This is a genomic window from Actinacidiphila sp. bgisy167 (genome assembly GCF_965342175.1).
Taxonomy (GTDB): Bacteria; Actinomycetota; Actinomycetes; order Streptomycetales; family Streptomycetaceae; genus Actinacidiphila.
Map to the genome: position 1 here is coordinate 1 of NZ_CBDRBL010000051.1, position 26,298 is coordinate 26,298.

27 protein-coding genes and 1 pseudogene are annotated in these 26,298 nt (G+C 73.7%); 17 read left to right on the forward strand and 11 right to left on the reverse strand.

The genetic code is table 11. The features are described from left to right. Positions 1 to 175 precede the first annotated feature (175 nt). Positions 176 to 1,141, forward strand: coding sequence for an LLM class F420-dependent oxidoreductase (locus ACRWND_RS19530; protein WP_431951079.1), 966 nt, complete (start codon positions 176 to 178; stop codon positions 1,139 to 1,141). A 93-nt stretch (positions 1,142 to 1,234) separates the two neighbouring features. On the opposite strand, the gene ACRWND_RS19535 is transcribed toward ACRWND_RS19530, so the two are convergent. Then, the gene (locus tag ACRWND_RS19535; RefSeq protein WP_431951081.1) at positions 1,235 to 1,795 is read right to left on the reverse strand and encodes a hemerythrin domain-containing protein; all 561 of its coding nucleotides are present in this window, start codon (positions 1,793 to 1,795) and stop codon (positions 1,235 to 1,237) included. A 222-nt stretch (positions 1,796 to 2,017) separates the two neighbouring features. On the opposite strand from ACRWND_RS19535, the gene ACRWND_RS19540 reads away from it, so the two are divergent. From ACRWND_RS19540 to ACRWND_RS19550, 3 genes are read left to right on the forward strand one after another with little or no spacing between them, the layout of a single operon-like run. Beyond that, on the forward strand, positions 2,018 to 2,398 hold the full coding sequence (locus ACRWND_RS19540) for a hypothetical protein (RefSeq protein ID WP_431951083.1): 381 nt from the start codon (positions 2,018 to 2,020) through the stop codon (positions 2,396 to 2,398). A 54-nt stretch (positions 2,399 to 2,452) separates the two neighbouring features. Further along, positions 2,453 to 3,919: an aminotransferase class I/II-fold pyridoxal phosphate-dependent enzyme gene (locus tag ACRWND_RS19545; protein ID WP_431951085.1), complete on the forward strand. Its 1,467-nt coding sequence runs from the start codon at positions 2,453 to 2,455 to the stop codon at positions 3,917 to 3,919. Positions 3,920 to 3,935: 16 nt separating this feature from the next. Next, positions 3,936 to 4,817: an SDR family oxidoreductase gene (locus ACRWND_RS19550; RefSeq protein ID WP_431951087.1), complete on the forward strand. Its 882-nt coding sequence runs from the start codon at positions 3,936 to 3,938 to the stop codon at positions 4,815 to 4,817. 515 nt (positions 4,818 to 5,332) lie between these two features. Here the strand turns inward: ACRWND_RS19550 and ACRWND_RS19555 are convergent. Genes ACRWND_RS19555 through ACRWND_RS19565 form a run of 3 tightly spaced genes read right to left on the reverse strand, consistent with a single transcriptional unit; the run spans position 5,333 to position 6,649 of the window. Further along, positions 5,333 to 5,770: a hypothetical protein gene (locus ACRWND_RS19555; protein WP_431951089.1), complete on the reverse strand. Its 438-nt coding sequence runs from the start codon at positions 5,768 to 5,770 to the stop codon at positions 5,333 to 5,335. 7 nt (positions 5,771 to 5,777) lie between these two features. Continuing rightward, positions 5,778 to 6,296 (reverse strand): DUF1360 domain-containing protein, encoded by a 519-nt coding sequence (locus tag ACRWND_RS19560; protein WP_431951091.1) that lies wholly within the window; start codon positions 6,294 to 6,296, stop codon positions 5,778 to 5,780. A 26-nt stretch (positions 6,297 to 6,322) separates the two neighbouring features. Next, on the reverse strand, positions 6,323 to 6,649 hold the full coding sequence (locus ACRWND_RS19565) for a plasmid stabilization protein (protein WP_431951093.1): 327 nt from the start codon (positions 6,647 to 6,649) through the stop codon (positions 6,323 to 6,325). Between the two features lie 531 nt (positions 6,650 to 7,180). Between ACRWND_RS19565 and ACRWND_RS19570 the strand changes: the two genes are divergently transcribed. Both ACRWND_RS19570 and ACRWND_RS19575 read left to right on the forward strand, forming a co-directional pair. Then, positions 7,181 to 7,390 carry a hypothetical protein gene (locus tag ACRWND_RS19570; protein ID WP_431951095.1) on the forward strand — a complete coding sequence of 70 codons (210 nt, stop codon included), beginning with the start codon at positions 7,181 to 7,183 and terminating at the stop codon, positions 7,388 to 7,390. Positions 7,391 to 7,646: 256 nt separating this feature from the next. After that, positions 7,647 to 8,674 (forward strand): annotated as a pseudogene (locus ACRWND_RS19575) (DNA topoisomerase IB). Positions 8,675 to 8,964: 290 nt separating this feature from the next. On the opposite strand, the gene ACRWND_RS19580 reads toward ACRWND_RS19575, so the two are convergent. Further along, the gene (locus tag ACRWND_RS19580) at positions 8,965 to 9,156 is read right to left on the reverse strand and encodes a DUF2795 domain-containing protein (protein WP_431951097.1); all 192 of its coding nucleotides are present in this window, start codon (positions 9,154 to 9,156) and stop codon (positions 8,965 to 8,967) included. Positions 9,157 to 9,350: 194 nt separating this feature from the next. On the opposite strand from ACRWND_RS19580, the gene ACRWND_RS19585 reads away from it, so the two are divergent. From ACRWND_RS19585 to ACRWND_RS19610, 6 genes are all read left to right on the forward strand, one after another. Next, entirely contained in the window at positions 9,351 to 10,049 is a 699-nt protein-coding gene (locus tag ACRWND_RS19585) for a hypothetical protein (protein WP_431951099.1), read from the forward strand. Next, entirely contained in the window at positions 10,046 to 10,294 is a 249-nt protein-coding gene (locus ACRWND_RS19590) for a BON domain-containing protein (RefSeq protein ID WP_431951101.1), read from the forward strand. Before ACRWND_RS19585 ends, ACRWND_RS19590 begins: the two co-directional genes overlap by 4 nt. Then, the gene (locus ACRWND_RS19595) at positions 10,291 to 11,016 is read left to right on the forward strand and encodes a metallophosphoesterase family protein (RefSeq protein WP_431951103.1); all 726 of its coding nucleotides are present in this window, start codon (positions 10,291 to 10,293) and stop codon (positions 11,014 to 11,016) included. The genes ACRWND_RS19590 and ACRWND_RS19595 overlap by 4 nt, the downstream gene beginning before the upstream one ends. Before the next feature lie 45 nt (positions 11,017 to 11,061). Then, on the forward strand, positions 11,062 to 11,736 hold the full coding sequence (locus ACRWND_RS19600) for an endonuclease (RefSeq protein WP_431951105.1): 675 nt from the start codon (positions 11,062 to 11,064) through the stop codon (positions 11,734 to 11,736). A gap of 128 nt (positions 11,737 to 11,864) precedes the next feature. Then, positions 11,865 to 12,431 (forward strand): hypothetical protein, encoded by a 567-nt coding sequence (locus ACRWND_RS19605; RefSeq protein WP_431951107.1) that lies wholly within the window; start codon positions 11,865 to 11,867, stop codon positions 12,429 to 12,431. After that, positions 12,428 to 16,987 carry an HAD-IC family P-type ATPase gene (locus ACRWND_RS19610; protein ID WP_431951109.1) on the forward strand — a complete coding sequence of 1,520 codons (4,560 nt, stop codon included), beginning with the start codon at positions 12,428 to 12,430 and terminating at the stop codon, positions 16,985 to 16,987. Before ACRWND_RS19605 ends, ACRWND_RS19610 begins: the two co-directional genes overlap by 4 nt. An 87-nt stretch (positions 16,988 to 17,074) precedes the next feature. Here the strand turns inward: ACRWND_RS19610 and ACRWND_RS19615 are convergent, their stop codons facing one another. The 4 genes from ACRWND_RS19615 to ACRWND_RS19630 form a co-directional block, all read right to left on the reverse strand. Then, entirely contained in the window at positions 17,075 to 17,242 is a 168-nt protein-coding gene (locus ACRWND_RS19615) for a hydrophobic protein (RefSeq protein WP_431951111.1), read from the reverse strand. 155 nt (positions 17,243 to 17,397) lie between these two features. After that, positions 17,398 to 17,910: a hypothetical protein gene (locus tag ACRWND_RS19620; RefSeq protein ID WP_431951113.1), complete on the reverse strand. Its 513-nt coding sequence runs from the start codon at positions 17,908 to 17,910 to the stop codon at positions 17,398 to 17,400. A gap of 43 nt (positions 17,911 to 17,953) precedes the next feature. After that, on the reverse strand, positions 17,954 to 18,511 hold the full coding sequence (locus ACRWND_RS19625; protein ID WP_431951115.1) for a hypothetical protein: 558 nt from the start codon (positions 18,509 to 18,511) through the stop codon (positions 17,954 to 17,956). A 113-nt stretch (positions 18,512 to 18,624) separates the two neighbouring features. Next, positions 18,625 to 19,101: a MarR family winged helix-turn-helix transcriptional regulator gene (locus ACRWND_RS19630; protein WP_431951117.1), complete on the reverse strand. Its 477-nt coding sequence runs from the start codon at positions 19,099 to 19,101 to the stop codon at positions 18,625 to 18,627. Between the two features lie 239 nt (positions 19,102 to 19,340). Here ACRWND_RS19630 and ACRWND_RS19635 point away from each other — a divergent pair, with 239 nt between their 5' ends. Beyond that, positions 19,341 to 20,432 carry a glutamate--cysteine ligase gene (locus ACRWND_RS19635; RefSeq protein ID WP_431951119.1) on the forward strand — a complete coding sequence of 364 codons (1,092 nt, stop codon included), beginning with the start codon at positions 19,341 to 19,343 and terminating at the stop codon, positions 20,430 to 20,432. 55 nt (positions 20,433 to 20,487) lie between these two features. On the opposite strand, the gene ACRWND_RS19640 is transcribed toward ACRWND_RS19635, so the two are convergent. Beyond that, positions 20,488 to 22,110 carry a phytoene desaturase family protein gene (locus tag ACRWND_RS19640; protein ID WP_431951121.1) on the reverse strand — a complete coding sequence of 541 codons (1,623 nt, stop codon included), beginning with the start codon at positions 22,108 to 22,110 and terminating at the stop codon, positions 20,488 to 20,490. Between the two features lie 28 nt (positions 22,111 to 22,138). Next, positions 22,139 to 22,594 (reverse strand): SRPBCC family protein, encoded by a 456-nt coding sequence (locus ACRWND_RS19645; RefSeq protein ID WP_431951123.1) that lies wholly within the window; start codon positions 22,592 to 22,594, stop codon positions 22,139 to 22,141. 130 nt (positions 22,595 to 22,724) lie between these two features. Between ACRWND_RS19645 and ACRWND_RS19650 the strand changes: the two genes are divergently transcribed. The 4 genes from ACRWND_RS19650 to ACRWND_RS19665 all read left to right on the forward strand — a co-directional run bounded on the left by ACRWND_RS19650 (position 22,725) and on the right by ACRWND_RS19665 (position 26,219). Beyond that, the gene (locus ACRWND_RS19650) at positions 22,725 to 23,615 is read left to right on the forward strand and encodes an SDR family oxidoreductase (protein WP_431951125.1); all 891 of its coding nucleotides are present in this window, start codon (positions 22,725 to 22,727) and stop codon (positions 23,613 to 23,615) included. A gap of 305 nt (positions 23,616 to 23,920) precedes the next feature. Next, on the forward strand, positions 23,921 to 24,352 hold the full coding sequence (locus ACRWND_RS19655; RefSeq protein WP_431951127.1) for a GntR family transcriptional regulator: 432 nt from the start codon (positions 23,921 to 23,923) through the stop codon (positions 24,350 to 24,352). After that, on the forward strand, positions 24,349 to 25,266 hold the full coding sequence (locus ACRWND_RS19660) for an ATP-binding cassette domain-containing protein (RefSeq protein ID WP_431951129.1): 918 nt from the start codon (positions 24,349 to 24,351) through the stop codon (positions 25,264 to 25,266). Before ACRWND_RS19655 ends, ACRWND_RS19660 begins: the two co-directional genes overlap by 4 nt. Further along, positions 25,263 to 26,219 carry a transporter gene (locus ACRWND_RS19665; RefSeq protein WP_431951131.1) on the forward strand — a complete coding sequence of 319 codons (957 nt, stop codon included), beginning with the start codon at positions 25,263 to 25,265 and terminating at the stop codon, positions 26,217 to 26,219. Before ACRWND_RS19660 ends, ACRWND_RS19665 begins: the two co-directional genes overlap by 4 nt. Positions 26,220 to 26,298 lie beyond the last annotated feature (79 nt).

Sequence of the window (26,298 nt, forward strand, 5' to 3'; positions counted from 1 at the left end):
GACTGAGACCGGGGCCCCGGCCCGGGAGTGCCGGACGCCGGGAGGGGGGACCCGGCGCCCGGGGCACTCACCCGCCGTGCGGCTGCCCCGCCGCACGATCCGGCTGCCCCCGAACCGCCGGCTCACACACCCGGCGGCGGCGTTTTCGCGGTGACCGACCGGGCAGCCGCCCCGTATGACGCGATTCGGCTACACGATGCTGACCGAGCAGGCCGGCCCGAAGGACCTGGTGGCCCATGTGGTCCGGGCGGAGGAGGCCGGTTTTGACTTCTCGGTGATGTCCGACCACTACTTCCCCTGGCTGGACGAGCAGGGCCACGCGCCGTATGCCTGGAGCGTTCTCGGCGCGGCAGCCCAGGCCACCACGCGGATCCCGCTGATGACGTACGTGACCTGCCCGACCATGCGTTACCACCCCGCCGTCGTCGCGCAGAAGGCAGCGACGCTGCAACTGCTGTCCGACGGCCGGTTCCGCCTCGGGCTCGGCTCGGGCGAGAACCTCAACGAGCACGTGGTGGGCGGCGGATGGCCCTCCGTCGATGTACGCCACGAGATGCTCGCCGAGGCTGTCGAGATCATCCGGGCCCTCTTCGAGGGCGGCTACGTCAACCGCCGCGGCGGGCACTTCGGCGTGGAGTCGGCCAAGCTGTGGGATCTGCCCGACCGGCCGCCGCCGATCGGGATCGCGGCGTCCGGTGCGCGGTCCTGCGAACTGGCGGGCCGCCTCGCCGACCTGCTGATCGCCACGGACCCGGACGCCGGCCTGCTGGGCGCCTTCGACGAGCACGGCGGCGCGGGGAAACCCCGGGTCGGGCAGCTGCCCGTCTGCTACGACACCGACCGGGACGCCGCGGTGCGCCGGGCACACGAGCAGTTCCGCTGGTTCGGTGGCGGCTGGAAGGTCAACTCCGAACTGCCCGGGACCGCGGCCTTCGCCGCGGCGAGCGCCCCGGTACGACCCGAGGACGTCGCGCGGGCCATCCCCTGCGGGGACGACCCGGATGCCTTCGTGGCGGCGGTCCGCCCGTACGCGGAAGCGGGTTTCACCGAGATCGCCCTGGTACAGGTCGGCGGCGATACCCAGGCGGCCTTCCTGGACTGGGCCGAGAAGACGCTGCTGCCCGCTCTGCGCGAACTCTGACGCACGGCCCGCACCCGAGGCCAGGCAGGTCCTGGCCCGCTCGGGCGGCGTCCCGCCCGAGCGGCCCGGCGCTACCCACCGTGGTCGACCGCGTCAGGACTTCCCGCGGCCGGTGACGAAGTCGCGGGCCCGGTCCACCAGCCCGGTCCCAGGTGCCAGCAGCTTGTTGAGGGGCGGGGTGTCGGGGGCACCGGGGTGGGGCCGGGTGGGGGCGACCTTCTTCGCCGCGCGCACCTTCTCGCCCAGCTCCAGGAGCCGCTCGGGCGAGCAGGCCTGCGCCAGGGCCGGGAAGAGCTGCTGCTCCTCGTCCCGGACGTGCGCGGTGACGTCCGTGATCAGCTTGCCCACCAGCTGGTCGAAACGGGCGTCGTCGATGGGGACGTCCTCCAGGTCCTTGAGGGCCTGCTCGACCTCGGCGTGCTCCTGGATCTCCTTGTCCGCCAGGGCGTCCCCTCCGGGCAGGTGCTCGCGGACCGCCGGGTAGAGGTACATCTCCTCGGCCACCGCGTGCCGGACCAGTTCGATGGTGACCTCGTCCAGCACGGTCCTGCGTTCCTTGTCGGTCGCGGGCAGTGCCCGCAGGCGTGCGAAGTGCTCCTCCACCTCCCGGTGGTCGGCCGTGAGCTCCGCGATGACATTTCCACCGTGTCCCATAACAGGCCTCCTTCTGTCGCGGTATGTGGTGGACGTCTCCCTTCGAGGCGGCTTCCCCTCACCGCGCGGGACACGCCCCCGGGCCTTCCCGTCGTCCCCCGGCTGCCCCTCGCCTACCCGCCGTCGCGATGGGCATCGCGCTACGCATGAGCCGGTGACACCGGGGCACGCGCCCTCAAGGATGGAAAAAGCATGAAAGATCCGCATCAAAGGGGAAGCACGATGACGAAGAAGCAGCACCCGTCGCACGGCGAGGGTCCCAGCCGGCACAAGGGCGAGGACCAGCACGGCTGGGCCACGGACGTGGACGCCGAGACGCAGCAGGACAACCCCAGCGGCCACCGCTCCTTCCACCCGGACGCCTACGCACCCGGCGGGAAGAACCGCGAGCCGTCCGCCGAGGACATCGAGGCGTCGAAGGCCGGCACACCGGTGCAGGACGTGTCGCGCAGCGGCGAGGAGCGGGCCGGCGCCTCCGGCAAGAGGCAGATCGAGGACACCGGCGAGCGCGGTCCCTCCGGCCGGCCCAGCGGCGCCAAGGACACGTCCGAGTTCAGCGGAGTCGACCCGCAGGAACCGCCGACCGAGCATCGCGGCCGCTGACCCCCGTGGCCGCCCCCGGCGTTTCCCCGAGGAAGGCGCGGGCAGCCGCAGTTCATGGACCATTCGCACGCGCCGGTCCTGGAGGCACTCGCCGCCTACCACGCCACCGGGCAGACACCGTTCACCCCGCCGGGCCACAAACAGGGCCGCGGCGCCGACCCCCGCGTCCTGGAGGCGCTCGGGGAGTCGGTGTTCCGCTCCGACATCCTGGCCACCAGCGGACTGGACGACCGCACGTCCTCGCACGAAGTGCTGGAGAAGGCCCAGGAGCTCATGGCGGACGCCGTGGGAGCGGAGCGCACGTTCTTCTCCACCTGCGGCAGTTCGCTGTCGGTCAAGTCGGCCATGCTCTCGGTCGCGGGGCCGCACGAACAGCTCGTCGTCGGCCGGGACGCCCACAAGTCCGTCATCTCCGGGCTGATCCTTGCGGGGCAGGAGCCGATCTGGGTGCGCCCCCAGTGGGACCCGGACCTCCACCTCGCCCACCCGCCCTCGCCCCGGGCGGTCGCCGCGGCCCTGCGCGCCCACCCCGAAGCCAAGGGCGCCCTGGTCACCAGCCCCACCCCGTACGGCACCTGCGCGGATTTGCACGCGATCACCCAGGAGTGCCACCGGCAGGGCCGACCCCTCGTCGTGGACGAGGCATGGGGAGCGCACCTGCCCTTCCACCCCGCGCTGCCGACCTGGGCCATGGACGCCGGGGCGGACGTGTGCGTCACCTCCGTGCACAAGATGGGCTCCGCGCTCGAACAGACCTCGGTCTTCCACCTCCAGGGCGACCTGGTCGACCCCGCGGTGCTCAAGGCCCGCGAGGACCTGCTGGGCACCACCAGCCCGTCGGTGCTGCTGTACGCGGCGCTGGACGGCTGGCGCCGGCAGATGGTGGAGCAGGGGCATGCGCTGTACGACCGGGCCCTCGCCCTGGCCGCGGATCTGCGCCGCGAGATCGGGCAGCTCGACGGCTACCACGTGCACGGCCGCGACGACTTCTGCGGCCCGAACCGCGCCGCGGACCTGGACCCCCTCCAGGTGATCGTCGACATCACGGCCCTGGGGATCACGGGATACCGCGCCGCGGACTGGCTGCGGGCCCACCACGGTGTGAACCTGCACGTCAGCGACCATCGCCGGATCAGCGCCCAGCTCACCCACGCCGACAACGACGACACCGCCAAGGTGCTCGTCGCCGCCCTGGCCGACCTCGCCGACCACGCCGACGACCTGCGGCCGGCGCCGGCCGTGGACATCCCGAGCCCGCGGGAACTCGTCCTGGAGCAGGTCGTCCTGCCCCGTGACGCCTTCTTCGGCCCGACCGAGCAGGTGCCCTTCGCCGAGGCCGAAGGGAGGGTCGCCGCGGAGATGCTGACGCCGTACCCGCCGGGGATCCCCGCCGCGCTGCCCGGTGAACGCCTCGACCAGGAGGTACTGGACTATCTGCGCACCGGGGTCGAGGCCGGAATGGTCGTTCCCGACGCCACCGACCAGCAGGTGCGCTCCCTACGCGTCGCCATCGAGAAGTGACGGAGGAACAGCTGCCATGACCCCCCGCGACGAGAACCCGGCCACCCGGCACCCGCAGCCGGACTTCCCCGCCCAGGAGCAGCCCCACCCGGGATGGACCGGCCCGATGGACCCGCCGCCCGACCACGGCGAGACCTCGTACGAGGGCACGGGCCAGCTGGCGGGCAGGGCCGCGGTGATCACCGGCGGCGACTCCGGGATCGGCCGCGCCGTCGCGCTCGCCTTCGCCCGCGAGGGCGCGGACGTGCTCATCACCCATCTCCCGGAGGAGCGGGAGGACGCGGACACCACCGTGGGGCTCGTGGTGGACGCCGGACGCAAGGGAGTCGCCCTCTCCTGCGACCTCCGTGAGGAGGACCAGTGCCGCGAGGTGATCGATCTGGCGCTGGCCCAGTTCGGGCGGCTCGACATCCTCGTCAACAACGCCGCGTACCAGATGTCCCAGCCGGACGGGATCGCCGCCGTCACCACGGAGCAGTTCGACCGGGTGCTCAAGACGAACCTGTACGCGATGTTCTGGCTGTCGAAGCTGGCGCTGGAGCACCTGCCGGCCGGCGGCTCCATCATCAACACCAGCTCCGTCCAGGCCTACAAGCCCAGTCCGCACCTGCTGGACTACGCGATGACCAAGGCGGCCATCGTGAACTTCACCCAGTCGCTGGCGCAGATGGTCGCCGCCAAGGGTATCCGCGTCAACGCGGTGGCGCCGGGCCCGGTGTGGACGCCGCTCATCCCCGCGACCATGCCCGACACCACGGAGTTCGGCAAGCAGTCCCCGCTCGGGCGCCCCGCCCAGCCGGCCGAGATGGCCCCGGCCTACGTGTTCCTCGCCTCCCAGCGTGCCAGTTACATCACGGCGGAGGTCGTCAACGCCACGGGCGGCACGCCCCTGCCGTGAGAGGCACTGGGCCCGGCCACAGGGCCGTCGCCAACGGCATATGAGGCGGCGGGCCCGCGGCGCCGGCGTCCGGCGCCAGGCGTCCGGGCCGCTGAGGCCCGCGATGTGAGGCCGGGTACGCGGCCGTCCCCGCTGCCGCGCGGCCCGGGTCCGGGGCGGGCCGGGACGGCACACTGTCCAGCGCCGCCTGGAGCCAGGGCGCGCAGCGAGCGGGGCCGCCGCCGCGCGATTGCCACGGCGGCAGCGCCCGTGGGCACGCAAGAGCGTCGTCAACCCATAGGTTAGGTGTCGTTGTGGTCGACGTAGCGGTCGCTGCCGATCCGGAAGAAACCGAGGTCGAGCAGGCGCACGGCCGTCGCCAGCACACGGTCCCTGGCCGCAGGCAGTCCGGGTGCGTCGATGCCGGCTGTGCCGCGAGGGCGCCACAGGACGGACGCGCCGCCGATGACAGCGCACTCCTCCGGCGGACCGGACCGGGCGGAGGAGTGCCCCGTCGTCGGCGGCGCGTGCCGCCGTCAGTCCTCCGGCGGCGGTAGGAGGCGCAGCCGGCAGCGCACCTTTCCGCCCGGCAACTCCATCAGCATGCTGCTGCCGCTCGCCGCACGGCTCTCGATCCAGGCCCGGACGCGTGAGACCTGCTCCAAAGGCCCGTCCAGGGTCACGTCCACCACGCCGGCGGGCGCCGGCGTGCGGAAGTCCCTGCGCACCCGTCCCGAGGCGGGCTTCGCCGGGCCGCCGTGACCGCAGCGCCATACCGTCGGCCCGGCGCCGCGCCACTCGACGAGGTCGGGATCGGTCACGCTGACCTTGTGAGGGTCGATACCGGCCCGCCGCAGGAACTTGATGAAGTCCCGCATGCCGTAGGCGACGCCGAGGATCTCCCCGTCCACGCGCAGGCGGCGGCCGCCGGTCTGCGTCGGCGGGTAGACGATCACCCGGCAGCCGGCCGGCACGGGACGTTCACTCCCCTGCGGCGCGCTGGGCCCGCGAGCGGGCGAAGTGCAGCAGGTCGGAGACAGTGAGCGCGGTGAGGGTGCCGGCCGCTAGCCGGGTCGCGGCGGGGGCGAAGACCAGCCCCGCCGCGAATCCGGTGGCGAACCACAGGCTCGTGCAGAACGGGCAGGTGAGGAGTTCACCCACCGCCTTGCGGGCACCGCTTCCGCGCACCTCCTCCTCCAGCTCGGCAGGACCCGTCGTGCCTTTGAAGCGGCTGAAGGGCGCGCGCAGCGGGCTGGTGACCGCGTCCTTGGTGACCAGACGCGACAGGCGGTGCGTCGCGCCCGCGCAGAGAGCCACATCCCACGGCGTGGGTTCGGCCACCTTCCTGCCGGTGAGCCGGGCCGCGCCCGCGATGGCGCACACCGCGCCGCCGTAGCCCGCCATCAGCCCGCCGAAGGCGCCGAGCGGCCGGTCGGCGCCACCCGCGTACTCCTGCGCGGTCTCGGTCGCGGCCGTCGTGACCTCCTCGCGAACGGGCATGGTGGCACCTGCCTTCCTCGCGGTGTTCAGCCGCGGTCGAGAGCGCGTTGCAGCTCGGCCTTGTTCATGTGGGAGCGGCCGTCGACGTTGCGGCGCTTGGCCTCGGCGTAGAGCTGGTCGTAGGTGGGGCCTCGGGAGCCCTTTCCGGAGCGCTGGCCGCCCCTCCTGCCCGAGGACATGTCCTCGAGGGAGCTGCGGCTGGCGGTCTTGGACTCGCCCGCGCGGGCGCGTTCCTTGTTGACCGTACGGGCGGCGATCTCCTTGGCCCGCCTCTCGCTCTCGCCCCGGTCCTCGGCGCTCTCCTTGATGTGCTCGTACTGCCGCTCACGCTTGCGGTTCGACCCAGCGGGCACGGTGATCACTCCCTTGAAGTCCTTCGCGTCTGCGCCATCACTCCCCGGGACTGCCGCCACCGACCGCCGTCGCCGCGGAAACTTTCCGGCCGACGACGGCCGGCGGAACTCCCCAGTGGCACCCCACGCCTTGCCCCTCCGGCGGCGGCAAAACATTTCCCCGCCGATCGCGGCCGTTCCAGCGCTCGAACGACATGCGGTCAGTTCTTATCATTTCTTCCAAGTGCCGATGAAGCTCCCAGGAGGCACGACATGGGACAGCCTCAGGAACGCAAGCCCTTCGAAGCGTGTCACCCGGCTTCACATCCCGCGCCGCGGCGGGCGGCGCCGAGAGGGCTGCTCCCGTATGGGGCCGGTGCCATACCGGGGGAAGCGCTCTTCGCGCCGCTGCCGGTCGGCCGTACCTCTCCGTTCGTCCCGCATGTGGTGAGGGATGCGCACCGGCGGTGAGATGGTGCTGAGCGTTTCGCCGTACCTGCCCCGGGCAGGCGCGCCCTGTCCGATCGAGCCACGGCAGCGAGGAGTGGAGCCATGGCCAGGAAGCGGGAGAAGGAAACCGGGGAATCCGCAGCCAAGGCACCGGGCGCGGGAAGCGGCAAGGAGGACCGCGCGCACGAGCGGGTGGTCCGCGGCACCGCCGCGGGAGCCGAAGGCTATTCCGCCGAACACGGCACGCTGGCGGGCAATCCCATCGAGGGACTGGAGACCCACCGACCCGAGCGGCACGAGGACGAGCCCTGACGCGCAGCGGGATGCGGCACCGGCCGCGAACGGTGACGGAGCAGCAGCCGCCCGCGCCCGTGTGCGGGTCGCGTCCCTGGCGCGGCCCCGCCGGGGTCAGGGCGGGAGATGTCGCCCCCTGCCGCCTGACACGGTGAAGGCGCACGGGACTGGAGTCCATGCATCGGGGTAACCGACGCTCAGGAGCCGCCCGGCACCCGTCACCGCACTGATCGGCACGGGCGGGACGCGACACAACGGCACTTCGGGAACGCACGTGCGCCTTCACCACAGCAGGCCCACCGACCCGGGCTACGCCCGCCAACCCCACTGGGATTCCGGTATCTCGACACCCAGGGGACGCCTTTGCGTGACCGTGCGGAACTCGACCGGATCAAGGCACTGGTGATACCGCCCGCCTGGAGCGACGTATGGATCTGCACGCGGGCCAACGGACACCTCCAAGCGGTCGGGACCGACGCCGCGGGCCGCCGTCAGTACCTCTACCCCCCGCAGTTCCGCGCCGAGCAGGAGCAGGCGAAGCACGACCACGTCCTCGACGTCGCGGAGCGCCTCCCCCTGGTCCGGGAAGCCGTGGAAGCCCATCTGTGCGACCGGGGACTCACCAGGGACCGTGTGCTGGCGACGGCCGTGCGCCTGCTCGACCTCGGCTTCTTCCGGATCGGCAGCGACCGCTACGTCGACCTCAACGACACCTATGGGTTGACGACCCTCTTGCGTGCCCACGGGCGCTGCCGCCGTGGCGAAGTGGTGTTCACCTACCCCGCGAAGCATGGCAAGGAGCGGGTCCAGGGGGTGGTGGACTCGCCGACGTACCGCAGCCTGGCCGCGCTCTTGCGACGGCGCGGAGGCGGCGACCGGCTGCTCGCCTACTGGGAGCGTCCCGCGTGGCGGGAGGTGAGCGGCGCGGACGTCAACGCGTACCTGAAGGAGCTGGCGGGGACGGAGGCGACCGCCAAGGACTTCCGCACCTGGCACGCGACCGTCATGGCGGCGGTCGCCCTCGCGGTGTCCCATGGTGTGGTGCGCAGCGAGTCGGGCCGCCGCCGCGCGATAGCCAGGGCGGCCAGAGAGGTGTCCGGATACCTCGGCAACACCCCTGCCGTGTGCCGCGCCTCGTACATCAACCCCCGGGTCGTCGAGCTCTACGAGGAGGGGGTGACCATCGTTTCGGCCCTGCCCGAGCTGGGCGACCAGGGCGTGTACGGGATCCCCGCCACGCACGGACCCGCGGAGCGGGCCGTCCTGCGCATGCTGCGTACCGGACGCCCACCGAACGAATGACCCGGCGCCCGCATGCGCTCGAGTGGGATCCGCCGACTCCCGTCGTCCGCCACCACCCGGCGAAAGGGAGGGGCCGGCGGCGGCCGGTGAACGGACGGTCCGGGGCTGAGGCTGATCGAGGCAGCGAGGTCGCCTTGCCGTCGCTCACCGGCCCTCGGCACCCCCCGCGACAGGAGGGGGCGGGGAGGACATCGCGCCCCCCACCACGACTCGCCCGCACACGGCAGCGCCGCACGCCGCCCGGGGCGGGCCCGGACGGCGTGCGGCGCGGTCAGGGAACCGCCTCGGTCTCAGGAGTGCTTCCCGATCTCCCGGCTGACCTCGGCGGGGGAGTCGAACTCCTGGTCCGGAAGGGTCTCCAGGGCGTCGATGATGTCGCGGTCCGCCTTGTTGCTGCTCGCGCGGTCGATGATGTCCTGCTTCGAGGCGGGGTAGTCCACGCCACCCAGGGCCTTCTGCATCTCGATGGGGTTCACGTTCATGGAACCATGGGTATCCGGGGGCTCCCGGCGGGGCCGTCGCTCGTCGCGGAGTTCATCCCATTGGGCCAACGTAGCGCTTGCCCCGCCCTCCGCGGGCGTGCCGGGGACGCGGGCGGGTACGCGCCCGGACGAGTGAGTCCCGCTCCGCCGCCCCGGTGCGGCGCCGCGGGGGATGCCAGGACGGAGGGCCGTTCATGAACGACGCCGACGTCGCGCCCGAGGCCGCCGCTGACACTGCCGGTCCCGCCGCCGAAGCCGCCGCCATGGAGACGGGGACGACCGGGAGCCGTGCGTCCGCAGGGACGGGGGGCTCGTCGCGCCTGCCCACCGACCACACACAGGCCATCCTGCAGACCACCAAGCGCGTGGCGGCCGTGCTGAAGGCGGCCGGGCTGCCGTTCGCGCTGACCGGAAGCGTCGCCGCCTACGCGCACGGCGTTCCCGGCAGCCTGCAGCACGACACGGACTTCTGCGTCCGCCGTCAAGACGCCGGGGCGGTGCTGCGGGCCCTGGCCGACGACGGCGTCCAGGCCGTTCCGGCACCGGAGGACTGGCTGGTCAAGGCCCGAGCCGACGGTGAGGACATCGACCTGATCTTCGAACTCGGGCGCCGCCCGGTGACCACCGAACTTCTGGCGAACGCACCGGTGCTGGCCGTGGACTCCGTGCGGATGCCCGTGCTCCCGCCGACCGATCTGCTGAGCAGCCTCCTCGGCGCCCTCACCGAGCAGCACTGCGACTTCGCCGCGCTGCTGCCCCTGGCCAGGACGCTGCGCGAGCGCATCGACTGGGACGGCGTCCGCTGCCGGTACCAGACGGAGCCGATGCCTGACGCCTTCCTCTACCTGCTCGAGCGACTCGGCGTCATCGCGCCGCGCGGAGCGCCGTCATGACCGCCGCCGACGACTACCTCGTCGAGCGGCTGCGCCGCCGCCTCGCCGGCGACGAGGTGGCCGAACTCGGTATTCGCGTCGAGGAGCGGGGCGGGGGCGTGGTGCTGTCCGGCGCGGTGCCCGACGCGCCGGCGCGTGACGCCGTCGTGCGGATCGCCGAGGAGGAATCCGGCGGCTCCTTTGTCGTCTGCGACCTGCGGATCACCAGTGCCGCCGCCCCGGACCACGCCGAGGAACTGCCGTGATCCGCGTGGCGGCGGTCGGTGACATCCACCTGGGCCGGGAGAGCGGCGGCACGCTCCGGCCGGCCTTCGACACGCTGCCCGGCTGTGCCGACGTCCTGCTGCTCGCCGGTGACCTCACCCGCCACGGCACCGTGGAGGAGGCCGAGGTCGTCGCGTGCGAGGTCGCAGGGCTGCCCGTGCCCGTGGTGGCCGTGCTGGGCAACCACGACTACCACAGCGGACAGCAGGGCGAGATCGCGGCCGCGTTGGCCGGGGCGGGGGTCACCGTCCTGGAGGGCGAGGGGACCCTCGTCGACTGCGGTGGCGCGCGACTGGCGGTCGCGGGCACCAAGGGCTTCGGCGGTGGCTTCGCCGGGCGGAGCGCCGGTGAGTTCGGGGAACCCGAGATGAAGGCGTTCGTGGCCCTGACGCGCCGCAGCGCGACGGGGCTGCGGGCCGCGCTGGAGCGACTGCCGCGGGACGAGCGCACCGTACGGGTGGCGCTCACGCACTTCTCGCCCGTGGCCGACACCCTCGCCGGGGAACCCCCGGAGATCCATCCGTTCCTCGGCAGCTACCTCCTGGCCGAGGCGATCGACGGCGGCGGAGCCGACCTGGCCGTGCACGGCCACGCGCACCGGGGCGTCGAGCGTGGCATGACGGCGGGCGGCGTACGGGTCCGCAACGTCGCCCAGCCCGTGATCGACCGTGCCTTCGCCGTGTACCGGTTGCACGCCGGGTAGCAGACCCGAGGAGGGACCCCGCGCATCGCGAGAAGGTGACGTGAGATGACCGGAACGACCCGGGAGCGGGACACCGCCAAGGACAAGGCCACGGTCGAGGCCCTGCTCGACCACGAGGGCCGCACCTACGCCGAGGACGCCGGCATCAGGTTGCGGAACACCCCTCAGCCCCTTTACCAGGTGCTGGTCGCGGCGTGCCTGCTCGGCGCCCGCATCAAGGCGTCCGTGGCCACGGCGGCGGCACACGAGTTGTTCGCCGCCGGGATGCGCGACCCCCGCAGGATGCGCGACGCCACCTGGCAGCAGCGGGTCGACGCCCTCGGCAGGGGTCACTACCGGCGCTATGACGAGCGCACGGCGACGCAGCTCGGGGACGGCGCGCAGCTGATCCTGGACCGCTACGGAGGCGACCTGCGCCGCCTGCGCGACCAGGCGGACGGCGACCCGGACGCGATACGCCGCGCCCTGCGCGAGGTGCCCGGACTCGGGCCCGTCGGAGTGGAGATCTTCCTGCGGGAGGTGCAGGCGGTCTGGCCGGAGACGCGTCCGGTCTTCGACGGGAAGGCACTCAAGGGCGCGGAACGGCTCGGGCTGCCGACGCGGCCCGAGGAACTGGCCGACCTGGTGCCGGAGGCCGCCTACGCGGTCCTCGCGGACGCTCTGGTGCGTGCCGCGCTGGACCGCCACGTGGCCGACGAGGTCGCCGGAGCGCGCGCCTGAGGGCATGTGTGCGGGGGGACGGCGGAGCGTGAACCGCGGGGTTCGGCACGTCTGAAGCCCGTGCCTCGTCCAGCGGCCGGATTGTTCAGCTCCATATTTCTGGGAAGCACCTATATGAGGTGAAAAAAATGGCTGAAACTGGTCGTCATTCATCCTCGGCCGTGATGGAAGCCGTGGCGCACCCCCTGGACACGATGAAGTCCACGGCGCAGCGGCTGCCCGGGGCCGGGGTGGTCAAAGAGACGTTCGACAGTGTGCTGGACACGGTGGGCGTGGTCTCGCCGCGCAAGCGGCGGGTGGCAGCCTACGCGGGCGCCGGACTCCTGGGTGCCGCCGGAGTCGTCGAGTGGCCGGTGGCGGCGGCGGGAGCCGCCGCGGTCTGGTTGACGCAGCAGCGGTCCGGTGCGCGGCGCGAGCAGGCGTCGGCCCGGGAAGCGACCGGGGAGAAGCCGGTCCTTGAGGCGCCGGAGGGCGCGGAGAGCGAGGACACGGCGGTCCCGCCGGAGACCCGGATCCCGGCCGCGCCGCACGCGCAGGGGCACATGGCGGCGGCCCCGACCCGGGAGGCGCCCATGGCCGAGAAGGGGCCGGACGCGATGACGAGGCCCGACGAACTGCCGGTTCCCGAGGGCGGACCGAGCAAGGCCAAGATCAAGGCCAAGGAACACAAGAAGGCGAAGGCCTCCGCCACATGAGGCCGGCGCACGGACTGGGGCTGCTGATCGGACTGCCCGCGGCAGGGCTGCGGCTCGCCGCCTCCGCGCCCACCGGCGTGGCGCGGCAGGCGGCGTCCTTGGCGGACGCCGGTGTGCGCGCCGCGGACGCCGGTGCGCGCTCGGCGTGGCGCGGCGCCGCCGCCGCCTCACGAGGGGCGTTGCGGCTGGGTCGGGTCACGCAGCACGCGGTCGGGTCCGGGGCCTGCTGGGTGGGCGGACGCCGCATGCACCTCCCGCTGCGGCCGCGCTCCGGCGCCGCCCTCGACCGGCGCCAGGTGGAGGCAGCCGCCCGCAAGGTGGCCGCGGCACTGACGGAGCACCCCGATGTGCTGGGGGCCTACTGGGACGGCGGCCTGGAGTCATTGGTCGTACAGCTCGCCGAGGACGCGGTGGCCGCCAAGGTGGCGGCGCGGGCGGCCGAGCTTGCCGACCGCCACCGACTCGAGCAGCCGCAGGCCGCGGCGCTGGACCACGACCACCCGGGGCAGGCACCAGGAGCCCGCGTGCACGCCGCGGCCCTGTGCTGCGACGTCGCGGGCATCGCCACCGCGGCGACCGCGCGGATACTGCGGCTGAGAAGCTCCCCGCGCGTGATCACTGCGGCCGTCACCGCGCTGCGGGAGGACTCGCGACCGCGGTCGTGGCTCCGGCGGAGGCTCGGGGAGCCGAACGCCGACGTCGTCCTCTCGGCCGCCTACGCGGCAGCGCACGGATTCGGGCAGTCCCCGACCGCCCTGGTGCTGGACGCGGCACTGCGGACCGCCCAGCTCGTCGAGTCGATCGCCCGCTCCGCACTGTTCGACGAGGTCCACGACCGCCTGTGCGCACCGGACCGGCACAGTCTGCCGACACCCCGGGTGCGCCGCCCCCGCCTGAACGTCAGGCCCGCGGACCAGTACGCCGACCAGGCCGTCACGGGGGGTCTGCTGGGGGCGGTGGCGACCCTGGCCTTCACGCGCGACAGCGCCGAGGCGGCCGAGGCGGTTCTGGCCGCCTCACCGCGTGCCGCCCGCTACGGGCCCACCGCGTTCACCGCCGCCTTGGGCACCGGTCTGGCCCGACGCAGGGTGCTCGTGCGCGACGTGGAACGGATCCGGCAGCTGGAACTCGTCGACAGCGTCGTGCTGCACCACTCGGTGCTCAGCGGACGCAGGCGCACTCTGCTGGAAGCGGTGCCCGGCGCCGACACCTCCTGGGACCACGAGCGGCTCTGGCACGCCGCCGCGGCCACTCTGCGGGCCCAGGACGAGCAGCCGGACCGGCGCGATGGGCCGCCGGACGGCGACGGGGTGCGCCTGCGGCCCGTCGCCGGCAGCGCGCCCGGCACCCGCACCGGGCGGATGACCGTCCTCGACGCGGACAACCACGAGGTGGGCAGCGTCTTCGTGGGCCGGGAGGTCGATCCGCTGGCGGAGGCGGTGCTCGACGCCGCCCGGCGCGCGGGCCTGCACGTGGTCGTCGCCGACGACGGCACCCTGGGCGAGTTCGGGGCGCTCGCCGACCAACTGATCTCCGCCGACGAGTCGTTGACGGATCTCGTGCGCCGACTGCGCGGCTCCGGGCGGACGGTGCTCACCGTCGCACGGCCGGCCGCCGGGACACGACCCGAGGACGACCTGCCGACGGGCCTGATGAGCAGCGACGTGGCCGTGACAGTCGTCGACCCGGGCAGCGCCGTCCTGTGGGCCGCCGACGCCCTGGTCCTGGACGACCTCTCCGGTGTCTGGCGGCTGCTGGCGGCCGTACCCGGCTTCCGAGCCGCCGCCCGGCGCGCCAAGATCCTGGCCGAGGCCGGGGCGGCCCTGTCGGAGCTGATGGTGCTCACCCGCGGCTCGCGGGGGCGGCGCGCCGCCTGGAAGGCGGGGCTGCGACTGAGCCCGGTCAACGCGGCGGCCGCGGCGGCCCTCGTCGACGGCCTCGGCGGCGCCCGGCGCGTACTGCGACGCGACGTGCCCCGGTCGCGCCCGCGGGTGCCCTGGCACGCCCTGGAACCCCATGAGGTCCTCGACCGGCTGCGGAGGGCGGAACGCGACCTCCACGACGAGTCGACCCGCGCGTGGTCGGCGGCCGAGCGCGTGGGCCGGACGATGGCCGCGTCGCCCGCCGCCGCCCCCCTGCGGCTGACGGGGCGGCTTCTGGTCGCCGTCCGGGCCGAACTGGACGACCCCCTCACGCCCGTGCTCGCCGTGGGAGCCACCGCCTCCGCGCTGCTGGGTTCGGCGGTGGACGCCTTCCTGGTCACCGGCGCCATGGGCATCAACGCACTCGTGGGCGGCATCCAGCGCCTGCGTGCCGAACAGGCCCTCGCCTCCCTCGCCGTGAGCCAGCGGCAGCAGGCGCGCCGGGTCGTCGACCCCGACACCGGAGACACCCGCACCGTCGAGGCCGGACGGCTCAGCCCAGGGGAGGTGATCGAGCTGCACACCGGCGACGTCGTCCCGGCCGACGCGCGCCTGCTCGAAGCCGAGGACCTGGAGGTCGACGAGTCCTCCCTGACGGGGGAGTCCCTGCCCACCCTCAAGCAGGTGGAGCCCACGCCCAGGGTGCCGGTCCCCGACCGGCACTGCATGGTCTTCCAGGGCGCCACCGTGGTGGCGGGGCAGGGGCGCGCCGTCGTGGTCGACACGGGTGACGACACCGAGGCGGGCCGTGCGGCCCACCTGGCCGGCCGGATGCCGCCGGCGCCGGGCGTGCAGGCCCGGCTCCGTGAACTGACCTCGTCCGTGCTGCCCCTCACCCTGGCGGGCGGCGCCGCGGTCACCGGTCTGTCGCTGCTGCGCGGCACCCCCGTACGGCAGGCCGTGTCCGGAGGGCTCGCCGTCGCCGTGGCGGCCGTCCCCGAAGGGCTGCCGCTCACCGCGACCGTCGCCCAGCTCGCCGCCGCGCGCAGGCTGACCGACCACGGCGTGCTCGTGCGCACCCCGCGCACCCTGGAGGCACTCGGGCGGATGGACACCGTGTGCTTCGACAAGACCGGCACCCTCACCGCGAACCGGCTGCGTGTGGTCCGCACCGCAGCTCCCGACGGCGGCGTCCACGGGGCCGACTCCCCGCAGGGCCAGGCGATCCTGCGGCAGGCGGCGCGGACCTGCCCCCCGATGGGCGACAACCACGGCGTCCACGCCCACGCCACCGACGGGGCCGTGCTCGACGCGGCGGGCGACGACCCGCACTGGACGCCCGGCGACACCCAGCCCTTCCAGGCCTCCCGCGGCTACGCCGCGGCCACCGGGCACGACGCTGAGGGCAACCCGCTGCTGGTGGTCAAGGGAGCCCCTGAGGTGGTGCTGCCGCTCTGCCACGACGGCGACGGCACCACCAACGAGACGACCCAGGCACTGGCGGCCGAGGGGCTGCGCGTCCTGGCCGTGGCGGAACACCACCTCGACCCGGGGGAGTTCGACGGGGCGCTCGAACAGCCCCTGGATCACTACCGGTTGGAGCTCACCGGCTTCATCGCCCTGGCCGACACGCCCCGTTCCGACGCGGCGCCGCTGATCTCCGGACTGCGGCAGGCGGGTGTGCGGCCGGTGATGCTCACCGGCGACCACCCCGAGACCGCCAGGGCGGTCGCCGTCGCACTCGGCTGGCCCGAGGACGTCTCCGTCGTCACCGGCGACGAGCTCGCCACCCGCGACCGCGCCGGCCGGGCGTCGCTCGTACGCGACTGCGACGTCGTCGCCCGTGTGGCGCCCGAACAGAAACTCCAGGTGATCGAGGCCCTCAGGGAGTCCGGGCGGGTCGTCGGCATGGTGGGTGACGGCTCCAACGACGCGGCCGCCATCAGGGCGGCGGACGTCGGCGTCGGCATCGCCGTCCGGGGCTCGGCCGCCGCGCGCAACGCCGCGGACCTCGTCATCGTCAACGACGAGCTCTCGGCGCTGACGGAAGCGGTCGCCGAGGGACGCGCCCTGTGGCGCAGCGTCGCCGACGCCCTGACCGTCATGATCGGCGGCAATGCCGGCGAGATCGGTTTCTCCCTGCTGGGGACGCTGGTATCCGGTGCGTCACCGCTGTCGACCCGGCAGCTCCTGCTGGTCAACCTGCTCACCGACATGTTCCCCGCGATGGCGGTCGCCGTGACCCCGCAGGGCGGCGACGCCGCGGACGCGGCCGCCGCACAGGGCGAGGGCGGAGCAGAGCGGCAGGGGACGGCCAGGACCGGCACCGCCCCGCTGGGGCTGGGGACCTTGGGCGCGCCGCTGGCCCGGCAGATCCGCCACCGCGGCATCCTCACCGCCTTGGGCGCCACGACCGCCTGGCTGGTCGGCACAGCCACCCCGGGAAGTGCCCGGCGCACCAGCACCATGGCGCTGTGCGGGGTGGTGGGCGCTCAGCTCACCCAGACCGTGACCGGCCGCCGGCACAGCCCTCTGGTCTGGTTCACCGTGCTCGGCTCGGCGGCGGCGCTCATCGCGGTGATCCAGACCCCCGGGGTGAGCCAGTTCTTCGGCTGCACCCCGCTCGGCCCCGTCGCCTGGACCGGAGTGACCGCCGCCGTGGCCGTCGCGGCTCTCGCCCCCCGGGCGGAGTGACACCGACGACGGAGACGACGGACGGGGTGCCGACCGCGACGTGCGGCCGGCACCCCGGCATGGTGCTCCGATACGACCGGCCTCAGGTCACCACCGGTACCAGCGGCGGCGCCCGCCGCCCTCCGCTGCCCGGAACACGAAGCCGAGCAGCCACGCCACCAGCACGATCAGCGCGATCCACCACAGGGCCTTGAGGGCGAAGCCCGCCCCGAAAAGGATCAGGGCCAGCAGCAGGACAAGCAGCAAGGGAACCATTTCTTACCTCCTGACCCCGCGTGTGCCCTGCTGACGCTCCACCATGCCCGGCGGATCGAGGCGGCGGCCCGCCGGTGCGGCGCCCCATGGACGCCCGCGCACGCCGAAGGGCGCCGCCTGCCCGGCGGCGCCCGACCATGCGGTGCCCGTGTGGCCTACGTCGACAGCAGGCGGTTGAAGAAGGACCGGTAGCGCCGGAGAGCCGTGCGCAGGTCCTCGGTGTTCACCTGCTCGCCGCGGGTCCACTGGCCTTCGAGGTCCTGCTTGTGCTGGGCGAAGGTCGACGCCAGTTTCTGCATGACGTCGGCGACCAACTCGTCGGCGGCGTGCACGGCGTCGCGCGGGTCGTCGACGAAATCGCTCTGGATCCGCTGCCAACGGGCCCGGAAGCCCTCCTGGTCCTCGGAACGCAGCAGCTGCGGGGCCTCGTCCGCGGTGGTGTCCCCCGCGGGCTCGGTGGTGTCCCGTGCGGGGGCTTCGGCCGCCGCTTCGTCCGGGGGCGGTTCGCCGCGTGTGCCGGTGCTCTCCCCGGGGAATTCCGGCGGCCTGGAGCCCGTGTCGGGGCGGGCCGTGTCGGTGCGCTCCTGCGGTGCTCCGGTGGGGGCGTGGGTCTCTGCGAGGTCTTCGGTGGCCAGCCCGCTTCCGCGGGAGACACGCTCGCGTTCCATGGTTTCCGCCTTTCCAGGCTGGGTCGATGGGGTGGGCCCGTTGTCAGGCCCGGGCGTGGCGCCGCCCGCCGCCGTCGGTGAGCAGCTCGTCGAACAGGGCGCGGTAATGGACCATCGCGCCGCGCAGTTGCTCGGTCGTGGCCTCGTGCCGGGTGCTGAGGTCGTTGACCTCGTGGGCCGCCCGGTAGTGCTCCAGGGTCTGGCCGTGCTCCACCGACAGGTCCTTGACCTGCTGGTCGAAGTCCTCGGTCGGGTAGCCGCGCTCGCGCATCAGGGAGGCCACCAGGCTGTCGGCGTCGTGAACGGCGTCCTCGGGCCTGTCGACGAACTCCTCCTGGACGCTGTTCCACTCCCGCGCGTAGCGGTCGCGGACGCCGCTCGGCAGCGGCTTGATGTCCAGTGCGTCGTGGCGCTTGGCGCGGGCGGCCAGGTCCTGCTCGGCGTCCTTGCGACTGCCGGCGTCCTCGACGGCACGGTCGTACTCCGGGCCGAACCGCTGCTTCAGGCGCTGGTGGCGTACGAAGAGGGTGGCCGCCACCGCGATCAGGGCGAGGACCACGACTACGGGGATGATGATCGCCAGAAGTGTCCCTGTTGACATGGGGTCGACTCCCTAGCACTCGCGGGAAACCCCCCTCGGCAGGACGCCTGCCCGGGCCCATGGGTCCGAAACGCCGCGATCGCCGGCGTGCGGCGAAGGGCTCGGCGGCCGCGTCAGTTCGGGCCGCGTACCGCGCGCAGGTGCTCGGCGACCGGAGTGAGTGCCCTGCGGATGGCCTTCTGGGCCTCCTCGGGGAGCAGGTCGATGAAGTGCTCGCGGACGGCGGCGACGTGGTGCGGGGCGACCTTGCGCATGGTCTCCCAGCCGTCCTCGGTGAGGACGGCGAACAGCCCGCGCCGGTCGGACTCGCAGTTCTCGCGGCGGACCAGGCCCGCCCTCTCCATGCGGCTGATCTGGTGGGACAGCCGGCTCTTGGACTGCAGGGTGGCGCGGGCCAGGTCGCTCATCCGCATGCGGCGCTCGGGCGACTCCGAGAGGTTCACCAGGATCTCGTAGTCGTTGATGGTCAGGCCGAACGGCTCCAGGTCCCGGCCGAGCCGGCTGAGCACCAGCGTGCCGACGTCCAGGTAGGTGCGCCACGCCCGCTGCTCGTCGGCGGTCAGCCAGTCGTCGCTCTTGCCCTTCTCCATTTCCCCAGCATATCCAGCGCCACGACGCTGCTCGGAAGCTTCACCGGAGCGCCGGTGACCGGCGGGCACGCCGATGACCGAGGCGCGGGACCGCCGGTGCATCGATGAGCGCGGGCGGGGAAGCAGGAGGGTGCCTGGCGTATTGGTGCTGTCACGGTGATCCGGGGTTCCGGCGCGGCGTGTCCCACGCTCCCCGCCGCCCGTGGACTCCACGCGGCCCGTGGAAGGGGAGTGGCGCGATGCGGACGGTGGGTGTGGAGGAGGAGCTCCTGCTGCTGGACGCGGAGTCCGGCAAGCCGCGGGCGCTGTCCGCGGCGGTGCTGGCCGCGGCGCGCTGCGAGGCGGCCGCGAGCGTGGAGGTGTTCGAGGCGGAGCTGCAGAGGGAGCAGCTGGAGTTCGCCACCCGGCCGCAGTCGCGGATGGAGGACCTGGCCGCCGAGGTCGTGCGGTGGCGGGCGGAGGCCGCCCGGCACGCGGAGCGGTCCGGCTGCGCGGTCGCGGCGCTCGCGACCTCGCCGCTGCCGGTGCACCCGTCGCTCAGCACCGGGGAGCGCTACCGGTGGATGCGCGAGCGGTACGGTCTGACCGCGGACGAGCAACTGACCTGCGGCTGCCACGTCCACGTGTCGGTGGAGTCCGACGAGGAGGGCGTGGCGGTCCTCGACCGGATCCGCGGCTGGCTGCCGGTGCTGCTCGCGCTCAGCGGCAACTCCCCCTTCTGGCAGGGCCGGGACAGCGGCTATGCGAGCTACCGCAGCCGGGTGTGGGGCAGATGGCCGTCGGCCGGGCCGGTCGAGCCGTTCGGTTCCGCGGCCCGCTACCACGAACTGGTGCGGTCCATGATCGCCACCGGGGCGCTGCGCGACCCGGGCATGATCTACTTCGACGCCCGCCTCTCGTACACCTATCCCACCGTCGAGATCCGCGTAGCGGACGTGTGCCTGGACGCGTCCAGCACCGCGCTGCTGGCGACGCTGGTACGGGCGCTGGTGGAGACCGCGGCCCGTGCCTGGCGGGACGGCGAGCCGCCGTCCGCTCACAGCGTGGCCCTGCTGCGGCTGGCGACCTGGCGTGCCGCCCGTGAGGGCGTCGACGGCCGCCTGGTGCACCCCTTCACCATGGAACCCGCTCCTGCCGAGGCCGTGGTGCGGGCCCTGTTCGACCACGTACGCGACGCCCTGGAGGACAACGGCGACCTGCTCCCCGCTCAGGACGCGCTCGCAGGACTCCTGAAGACCGGCAACGGCGCCCAGATCCAGCGGGATCTGCTGCGCCGCAGCGGTGACCTGAGCGAGGTCGTCGCGGCGTGTGTGCGCCGCACCCAGAACTGAGCGCGGCGGACGTGGGCTCCGCGGTGGGGGCCCCGCCGCCCGTGGACCCGGCCGCTCAGCCGCGCCTGCCGAGGCGGTTGCGGCGGGCGAGGGCACGTTGTGCGCCGCTCAGCAGCCGGCTGGGGGAGCGGGAGCGCAGCGCGGCGTGGGCGGCGTTGGCGCCCGGTGCCCCGTGGACCCCGCCGCCGGGATGAGCTCCGGCCGACGCCAGGAACAGGCCGGCGATCGGCGTCTCGGGGCGTCCGGTGCCCGGCAGTGGACGGAACACCAACTGCTGGTGCATGGCCGTCGTTCCGCCGTTGATGGCGCCGCCGTGGAGATTGGCGTTGTGCTCCTCCAACCGGGACGGGGCGAGGACGCGGCGGGCGGCGATGAGCGAACGGAACCCGGGGGCGTACCGCTCGACCTGTGCTTCCACCCGGTCGGCCATCAGCTGCTGGTCTGTGCGATCCCAGGTGCCGACGATCCCCGAACCGCCCGCGTCGCCGCGGATCCGTTGGGGAAGGTGGGTGTACGCCCAGGCCGACTGCGTCCCGTCGGGCGAACGGGAGGCGTCGGCCGTCGTCATCTGCCCGAACACGAGGAAGGGCCGTTCGGGCACCTGCTCCATGGCGATCTGCGCGGCGAACCGGGTCAGGTCGTCGACCCCTTCGGCCACATGCACCGTGCCGGCCCGCGCGGCCGCGGGCGCCGACCACGGCACCGGGCCGTCAAGGGCCCAGTCGACCTTGAAGGTCGCGAAGTCCCACTGGAAGCGGCGCAGGTCCTCCAGGACCCGCGCCGGGAGGTCGTCGCGGCTCAGGAGCTCGCCGTACAGGGCGGGCACCGACACGTCGGCCAGCACGGCGCGGCGGGCCGGCACCGCGTCGCCGTCGGCCGTGCGGACCCCCGCCGCCCGCCCGGAGCGCACGACGACCGAGGTCACCCGTGCCCCGCAGCGGAGCGTGCCGCCGCGCCGGCGCAGCCGGGCGACGAGGGCGGCGGTGAGCGACCCGGCGCCGCCGACCGGCACGGGGAAGCCGTGGGTCTGCCCCAGCATGGCCATCAGCCAGCCGAACCCGCCGCTGCCCGCGGCCTCCGGCGCCAGGTCGGCGTGGAGCGCGTTGCCGGCCAGCAGCAGGGCGCCCAGCTCGCCCCCGAACTCCTCCTCGCCGAGCCGCCGCACCGGCAGCACGAGCGTGCGGGCCATCCGCAGTCCGCCGCCCGCGCGCAGCCGCGCCGCGAGCCGCAGCCCCGGGCGCACCGGGGGGAAGGGGGTGAACAGCGCGTCGACGAGGTCGTCCCCGAGGCGGTCCCAGACCGTGCAGAGCCGCAACCAGGCCGCGCCGTCGCCGCGGGTGTCCGCGTCGAGGACCGCGGCGGTGTCGACGGCCCGCCGGTGCAGCACCGCGCAGCGCCCGTCCAGCAGCGGATGCGCCACCACGGCCGGGGCGTGGCTCCACCGCAGCCCCTCGCGGTGCAGCCCGAGTCCCCGGATGACGGGTGAGGCGGCCGCCAGGGGATAGAAGGAGCTGAACAAGTCGTGCACGTACTCCGGATGGACGTCCCGTGCTGAGCGGACACCGCCACCGGGCTCGTCCTGCGCCTCGAGGACCTCGACGCTCCATCCCGCGTCGGCGAGCAGGTTCGCGGCGACCAGGCCGTTGGGGCCGGCGCCGATCACCACCGCGTCCGCCATGGCGTGCCTCCCGTCGTCGGCTCCCCGTTCAGCCGTCCTCGCCTCCGTGTGCGGCCTGCGTCTCCACGGCTTCGGCCAGCCGGCCGAGCATGCGGCGGTGCCGCAGTTGGAGCAGGGCGTCCAGTCCGGCGTTGTGCAGCAGGCCGCCGGGGCCGCGCAGCGGGTGCTCGTCCACGACGACCAGCGTGTCGCGGCCCCAGGAGCGCAGTTCGAAGGCGATCCGCGCGGAGCCCAGCCATCCGCTGAGGGCCTCCAGCTCCAACTTCTCCGGGGGCCGGCAGATCCGGACGACCGTCTTGCCGGTGAGTTTCGCCGGGCCCAGCGGCACGGTGTACTCGATGCTGGACCCTTCGGCGGGCCACTTCCCGTCGTCGTGCCGTGACGAGGACGGTCCCACGACCCATTTCCCGTACTGGGTGGGATCCGCGAGTACGGCCCACACGTCCTTCGGCTCTCCGCGCACAAGTCGGTGTCGTACTGCCATGAGACCCTCCGGCGGAACCTCGTGCTTCCCGGCCGCTGGGTCTTCTGCCCTCGGTTACGGTCGTTATAGGCACCTTCGCGAAGTTTCTTCACCGACGGCGGTCGCGGACCGCGGGAATCGGAGGCCGCAGGTGGCACGCTCCTCGGCGCTGGCGGGACGCACGGCCGTGGTCACCGGCGCCGCCCGGGGCATCGGGCGGGAGACGGCACACCTCCTCGCGGCGCGCGGGGCCCGGGTCGCCCTCCTCGGTCTGGAACCCGAGGAGCTGGAGGCGGCCGCGGCCGCCGCGCCCGGCATCGCGCGGGCCTGGTGCGTCGACGTCACGGACGAGGCCGCGCTGCGCCGCGCCGCCGACGGGGTGGCGGAACGGCTGGGCCAGGCCTCCGTGGTCGTGGCCAACGCCGGGATCGCGGCCGGCGGCCCCCTCGTGGACTCCTCCATGGCGACCTGGCGCAGGATCGTCGAGGTCAACCTCGTCGGAAGCGCGCTGACCGCCCGTGCCTTCCTGCCGCACCTGCTGGGCGCCCGCGGCTACTACCTGCAGGTGTCGTCGCTCGCCGCCATGGGCGCGGCCCCGCTGATGTCCGCCTACTGCGCCTCCAAGTCGGGGGTCGAGGCGTTCGCGCACTCCCTGCGCGCGGAGGTGGCCCACCGCGGGGTCGGCGTCGGCGTCGCGTACCTGAGCTGGACGGACACCGAGATGATCCGCGACGCCGAACGCCACACGACGATGCGCGAACTGCGCGCCCTGATGCCGTGGCCGGCGAGCCGCACCTACTCCGCCGAGGCCACGGCGGAGCGGCTCGTGCGGGGTGTCGAGCGCCGGGCGCCCGCCGTCTACGTACAGTCCTGGCTGCGCGGCGTCCAGGCGGCGCGCGTGCTCCTGCCGGGCCTGGTCACCTGGCGGGCCCGGCGCACCCTGGGCGACCTGGAGGAGCGCGCCGACATCACCGACACGGGCCTGCTCGGGGAGGGCGGCCGCGCCGACGAGAGCGCGGAACGCGACCCGGCGCCGCGCTGAGCCCGCCGGCATCCCGTCGCCCGCGGGGCGGTCAGCGCAGGCTGGCCAAGTCCGCCTCCCGGCGACAGCCGAGCGCTCATCGGCTACCCGGGGCTCCTGGGGCTCATCGATCCGGCGGTGCGAGGCGCAGCCCGGCCCCGCACCGGCTGTCCGGCTCGCACCTGGTGCGGCTGCGGCGTGCGCTGCCGACGATGTGCGCTTGAGCTCGGCCTTGGACGCCGCCGGGAGATTGACATCCGCACCGGCCACCCACCATGCTTGAATTAATGCATTAACACAAGCATGGTGGAGCCGAGGAAGGCGACGTGATCGACTACCGGATCGACCGCGGCAGTGGCGTACCGGCCTATGTGCAGATCGTCGAGCAGACCGAACGGGCGCTCCGGATGGGCACGCTGCAGGTCGGGGACAAGCTGCCCACGGCGAGGGAGGTGGTGGCGGCGACCGCCATCAACCCCAACACCGTGCTGCGGGCCTACCGCGACATGGAGCAGGCCGGTCTGGTCGAACTGCGCCGTGGCCTCGGCACCTTCGTGACGCGGTCGCTCGCCCGGCCGGGCGCGGAGGACGACTCCCCGGTGCGCCAGGAGCTCACCGGCTGGCTGGCCCGCGCCCGGGCCGCGGGGCTGGAGCGGGCCGATGTCCTGGCCATGGTCACAGCCGCCCTGGACGCCCACGACAACGAGCACGACGGCACGACCCCGGGCCACCGGGACGAACGGAGGAGGAACGCATGACCTGGGCTGACGCGTCGGCCGCACTGTGCGCCACAGGACTGGGGTTCCGGTACCGGCGGCGGGGCGGCTGGGTCCTGCGGGACTGCGAGTTCACCGTGCCCGGCGGTCGCATCGTCGCACTCGTCGGACGCAACGGCGTCGGCAAGAGCACGCTGCTGCAACTGGCCAGCGGCCTGCTGCGGCCCGGGTCCGGGCACATGCGGGTGGCCGGCGCCGTCCCCGGCACGGCCGAGGCCCGCACCCGTGTCGCGCTGCTCACCCAGGACAAGCCGCTCTACCCGCGGGCCACCGTGGCGGACACCCTGCTGATGGGAGAGAAGCTGAACGGCTCGTGGGACCGGACCACCGCCGAGCGGGTCGTGCGCGAGGGCGGCATTCCCCCGCACGCGCGTGTCGGCGAGCTGTCCCCCGGGCGGCGCACTCGCGTGGCGCTCGCCCTGGCACTCGGCAAGCGGCCCGACCTCCTGCTGCTCGACGAGCCGTTGGCCGACCTCGACCCCGTGGCGCGACGCCAGATCATGACGGAGCTCATGGCCGAGGCCGCGGAGCGCGGCATGAGCATCGTGCTGGCCTCCCATGTCCTGCCCGAACTCGAGGAGACCTGCGACTGGGTACTGGCCCTGCGGGACGGCCGCGTCGAGCTGAGCGAGGACGCCGAGGCACTGCGTGAGAGCCACGCCGTACTGATCGGGCCCGCCGGGCAGGCCGACACCCTGGCCGGAGCGCACACCGTCGTGCAGCGCCGCACCGCCGGCAGGCAGCTGACCGCCCTCATACGGCAGCGGGGACCGCTGCCCGGCGACTGGCACGTGGAACGGCCCCGACTGGAGGACGTCCTCATCGGCTACCTCGGGGCCGACGAGCCCGGGCACCCCGCCACCGATCCCGCCGGGCGGACGGAGGCCGCGGCGTGAAGGGCTCCCTCTGGCTCGCATGGCGCCAGCAGCGCGTGTCGGTCGGCATCGCCACGGCCGTCGTGCTCGTCGCCGCGGCGATCGCCGCATACCACCGCTCGGGCATGCTGGACGCCCTGCACAGCGGGCTGTTCGACCACTGCGGCCGAGGGCCGCTGAAGTGCACACGATCCGCCACCGGCCAGCCCCTGCTCCTCGACGTCGAGCCGCTGAAGTACCTCGGCGCGCTGAACATCGCCCTGCCCGTCGTGATCGGCGTCTTCTGGGGCGCCCCTCTGCTGGGCCGCGACCGCGAACTGGGCACCCACCGCATGGTCCTCTCCCAGGGCGTGAGCCGAGGCCAGTGGTTCGCCTCCCGGTTCGCCCTGGCCGCGGTGGCCACGGTCGCCCTCTCCGGACTGCTCGCCGGAGTGTTCTCCTGGTGGTGGCGACCTGCCGCCGACCGGAGCTACGGCCTGTTCTGGTACGACGTCACGGCCCTGAGCGGCTCGGGCCCCCGTGTCGTCGCGGCCGCCCTGTTCGGCCTGGCGGCCGGCACCCTGCTGGGCCTGCTGGCCCGCCAGGTCCTGGCGGCGATGGGCCTGACCTTGCTGGTGACGGGGTCGACGACGCTCCTGATGGAGTGGACGCACCATGCCCGGCTGCTGGTCCCGCCGCACACCTACGTCAGCGCCGGCATCGTCCCCAAACCGCTCATGGGGGATAGGTGGTCGACCGGTGTCTACGGCCTGATCACCGCCTCCGGCCGCCACGACGACATCACGAACTGCCCCTTCCCGTCAGGCGCCGAGCTCAAGGACTGCATGGCGGCGCACGGGTACGCGGCCCGCTTCTACGAGGCCAACCCGGCCGGTGACTACTGGACCTTCCAGTGGATCGACACCGCCGTCCTCGGTGGCCTCGCGGTGCTGCTCACGGTCGTCGCCGTGCTGCTCCTGCGACGCCGCGTCTGACCGCGGCGGCCGAATCGGCGCCGTCCGCTCCACCGCGTCATCTCCCTCTTCCCCCTCACCCGCACCCCTGTTGTACGGA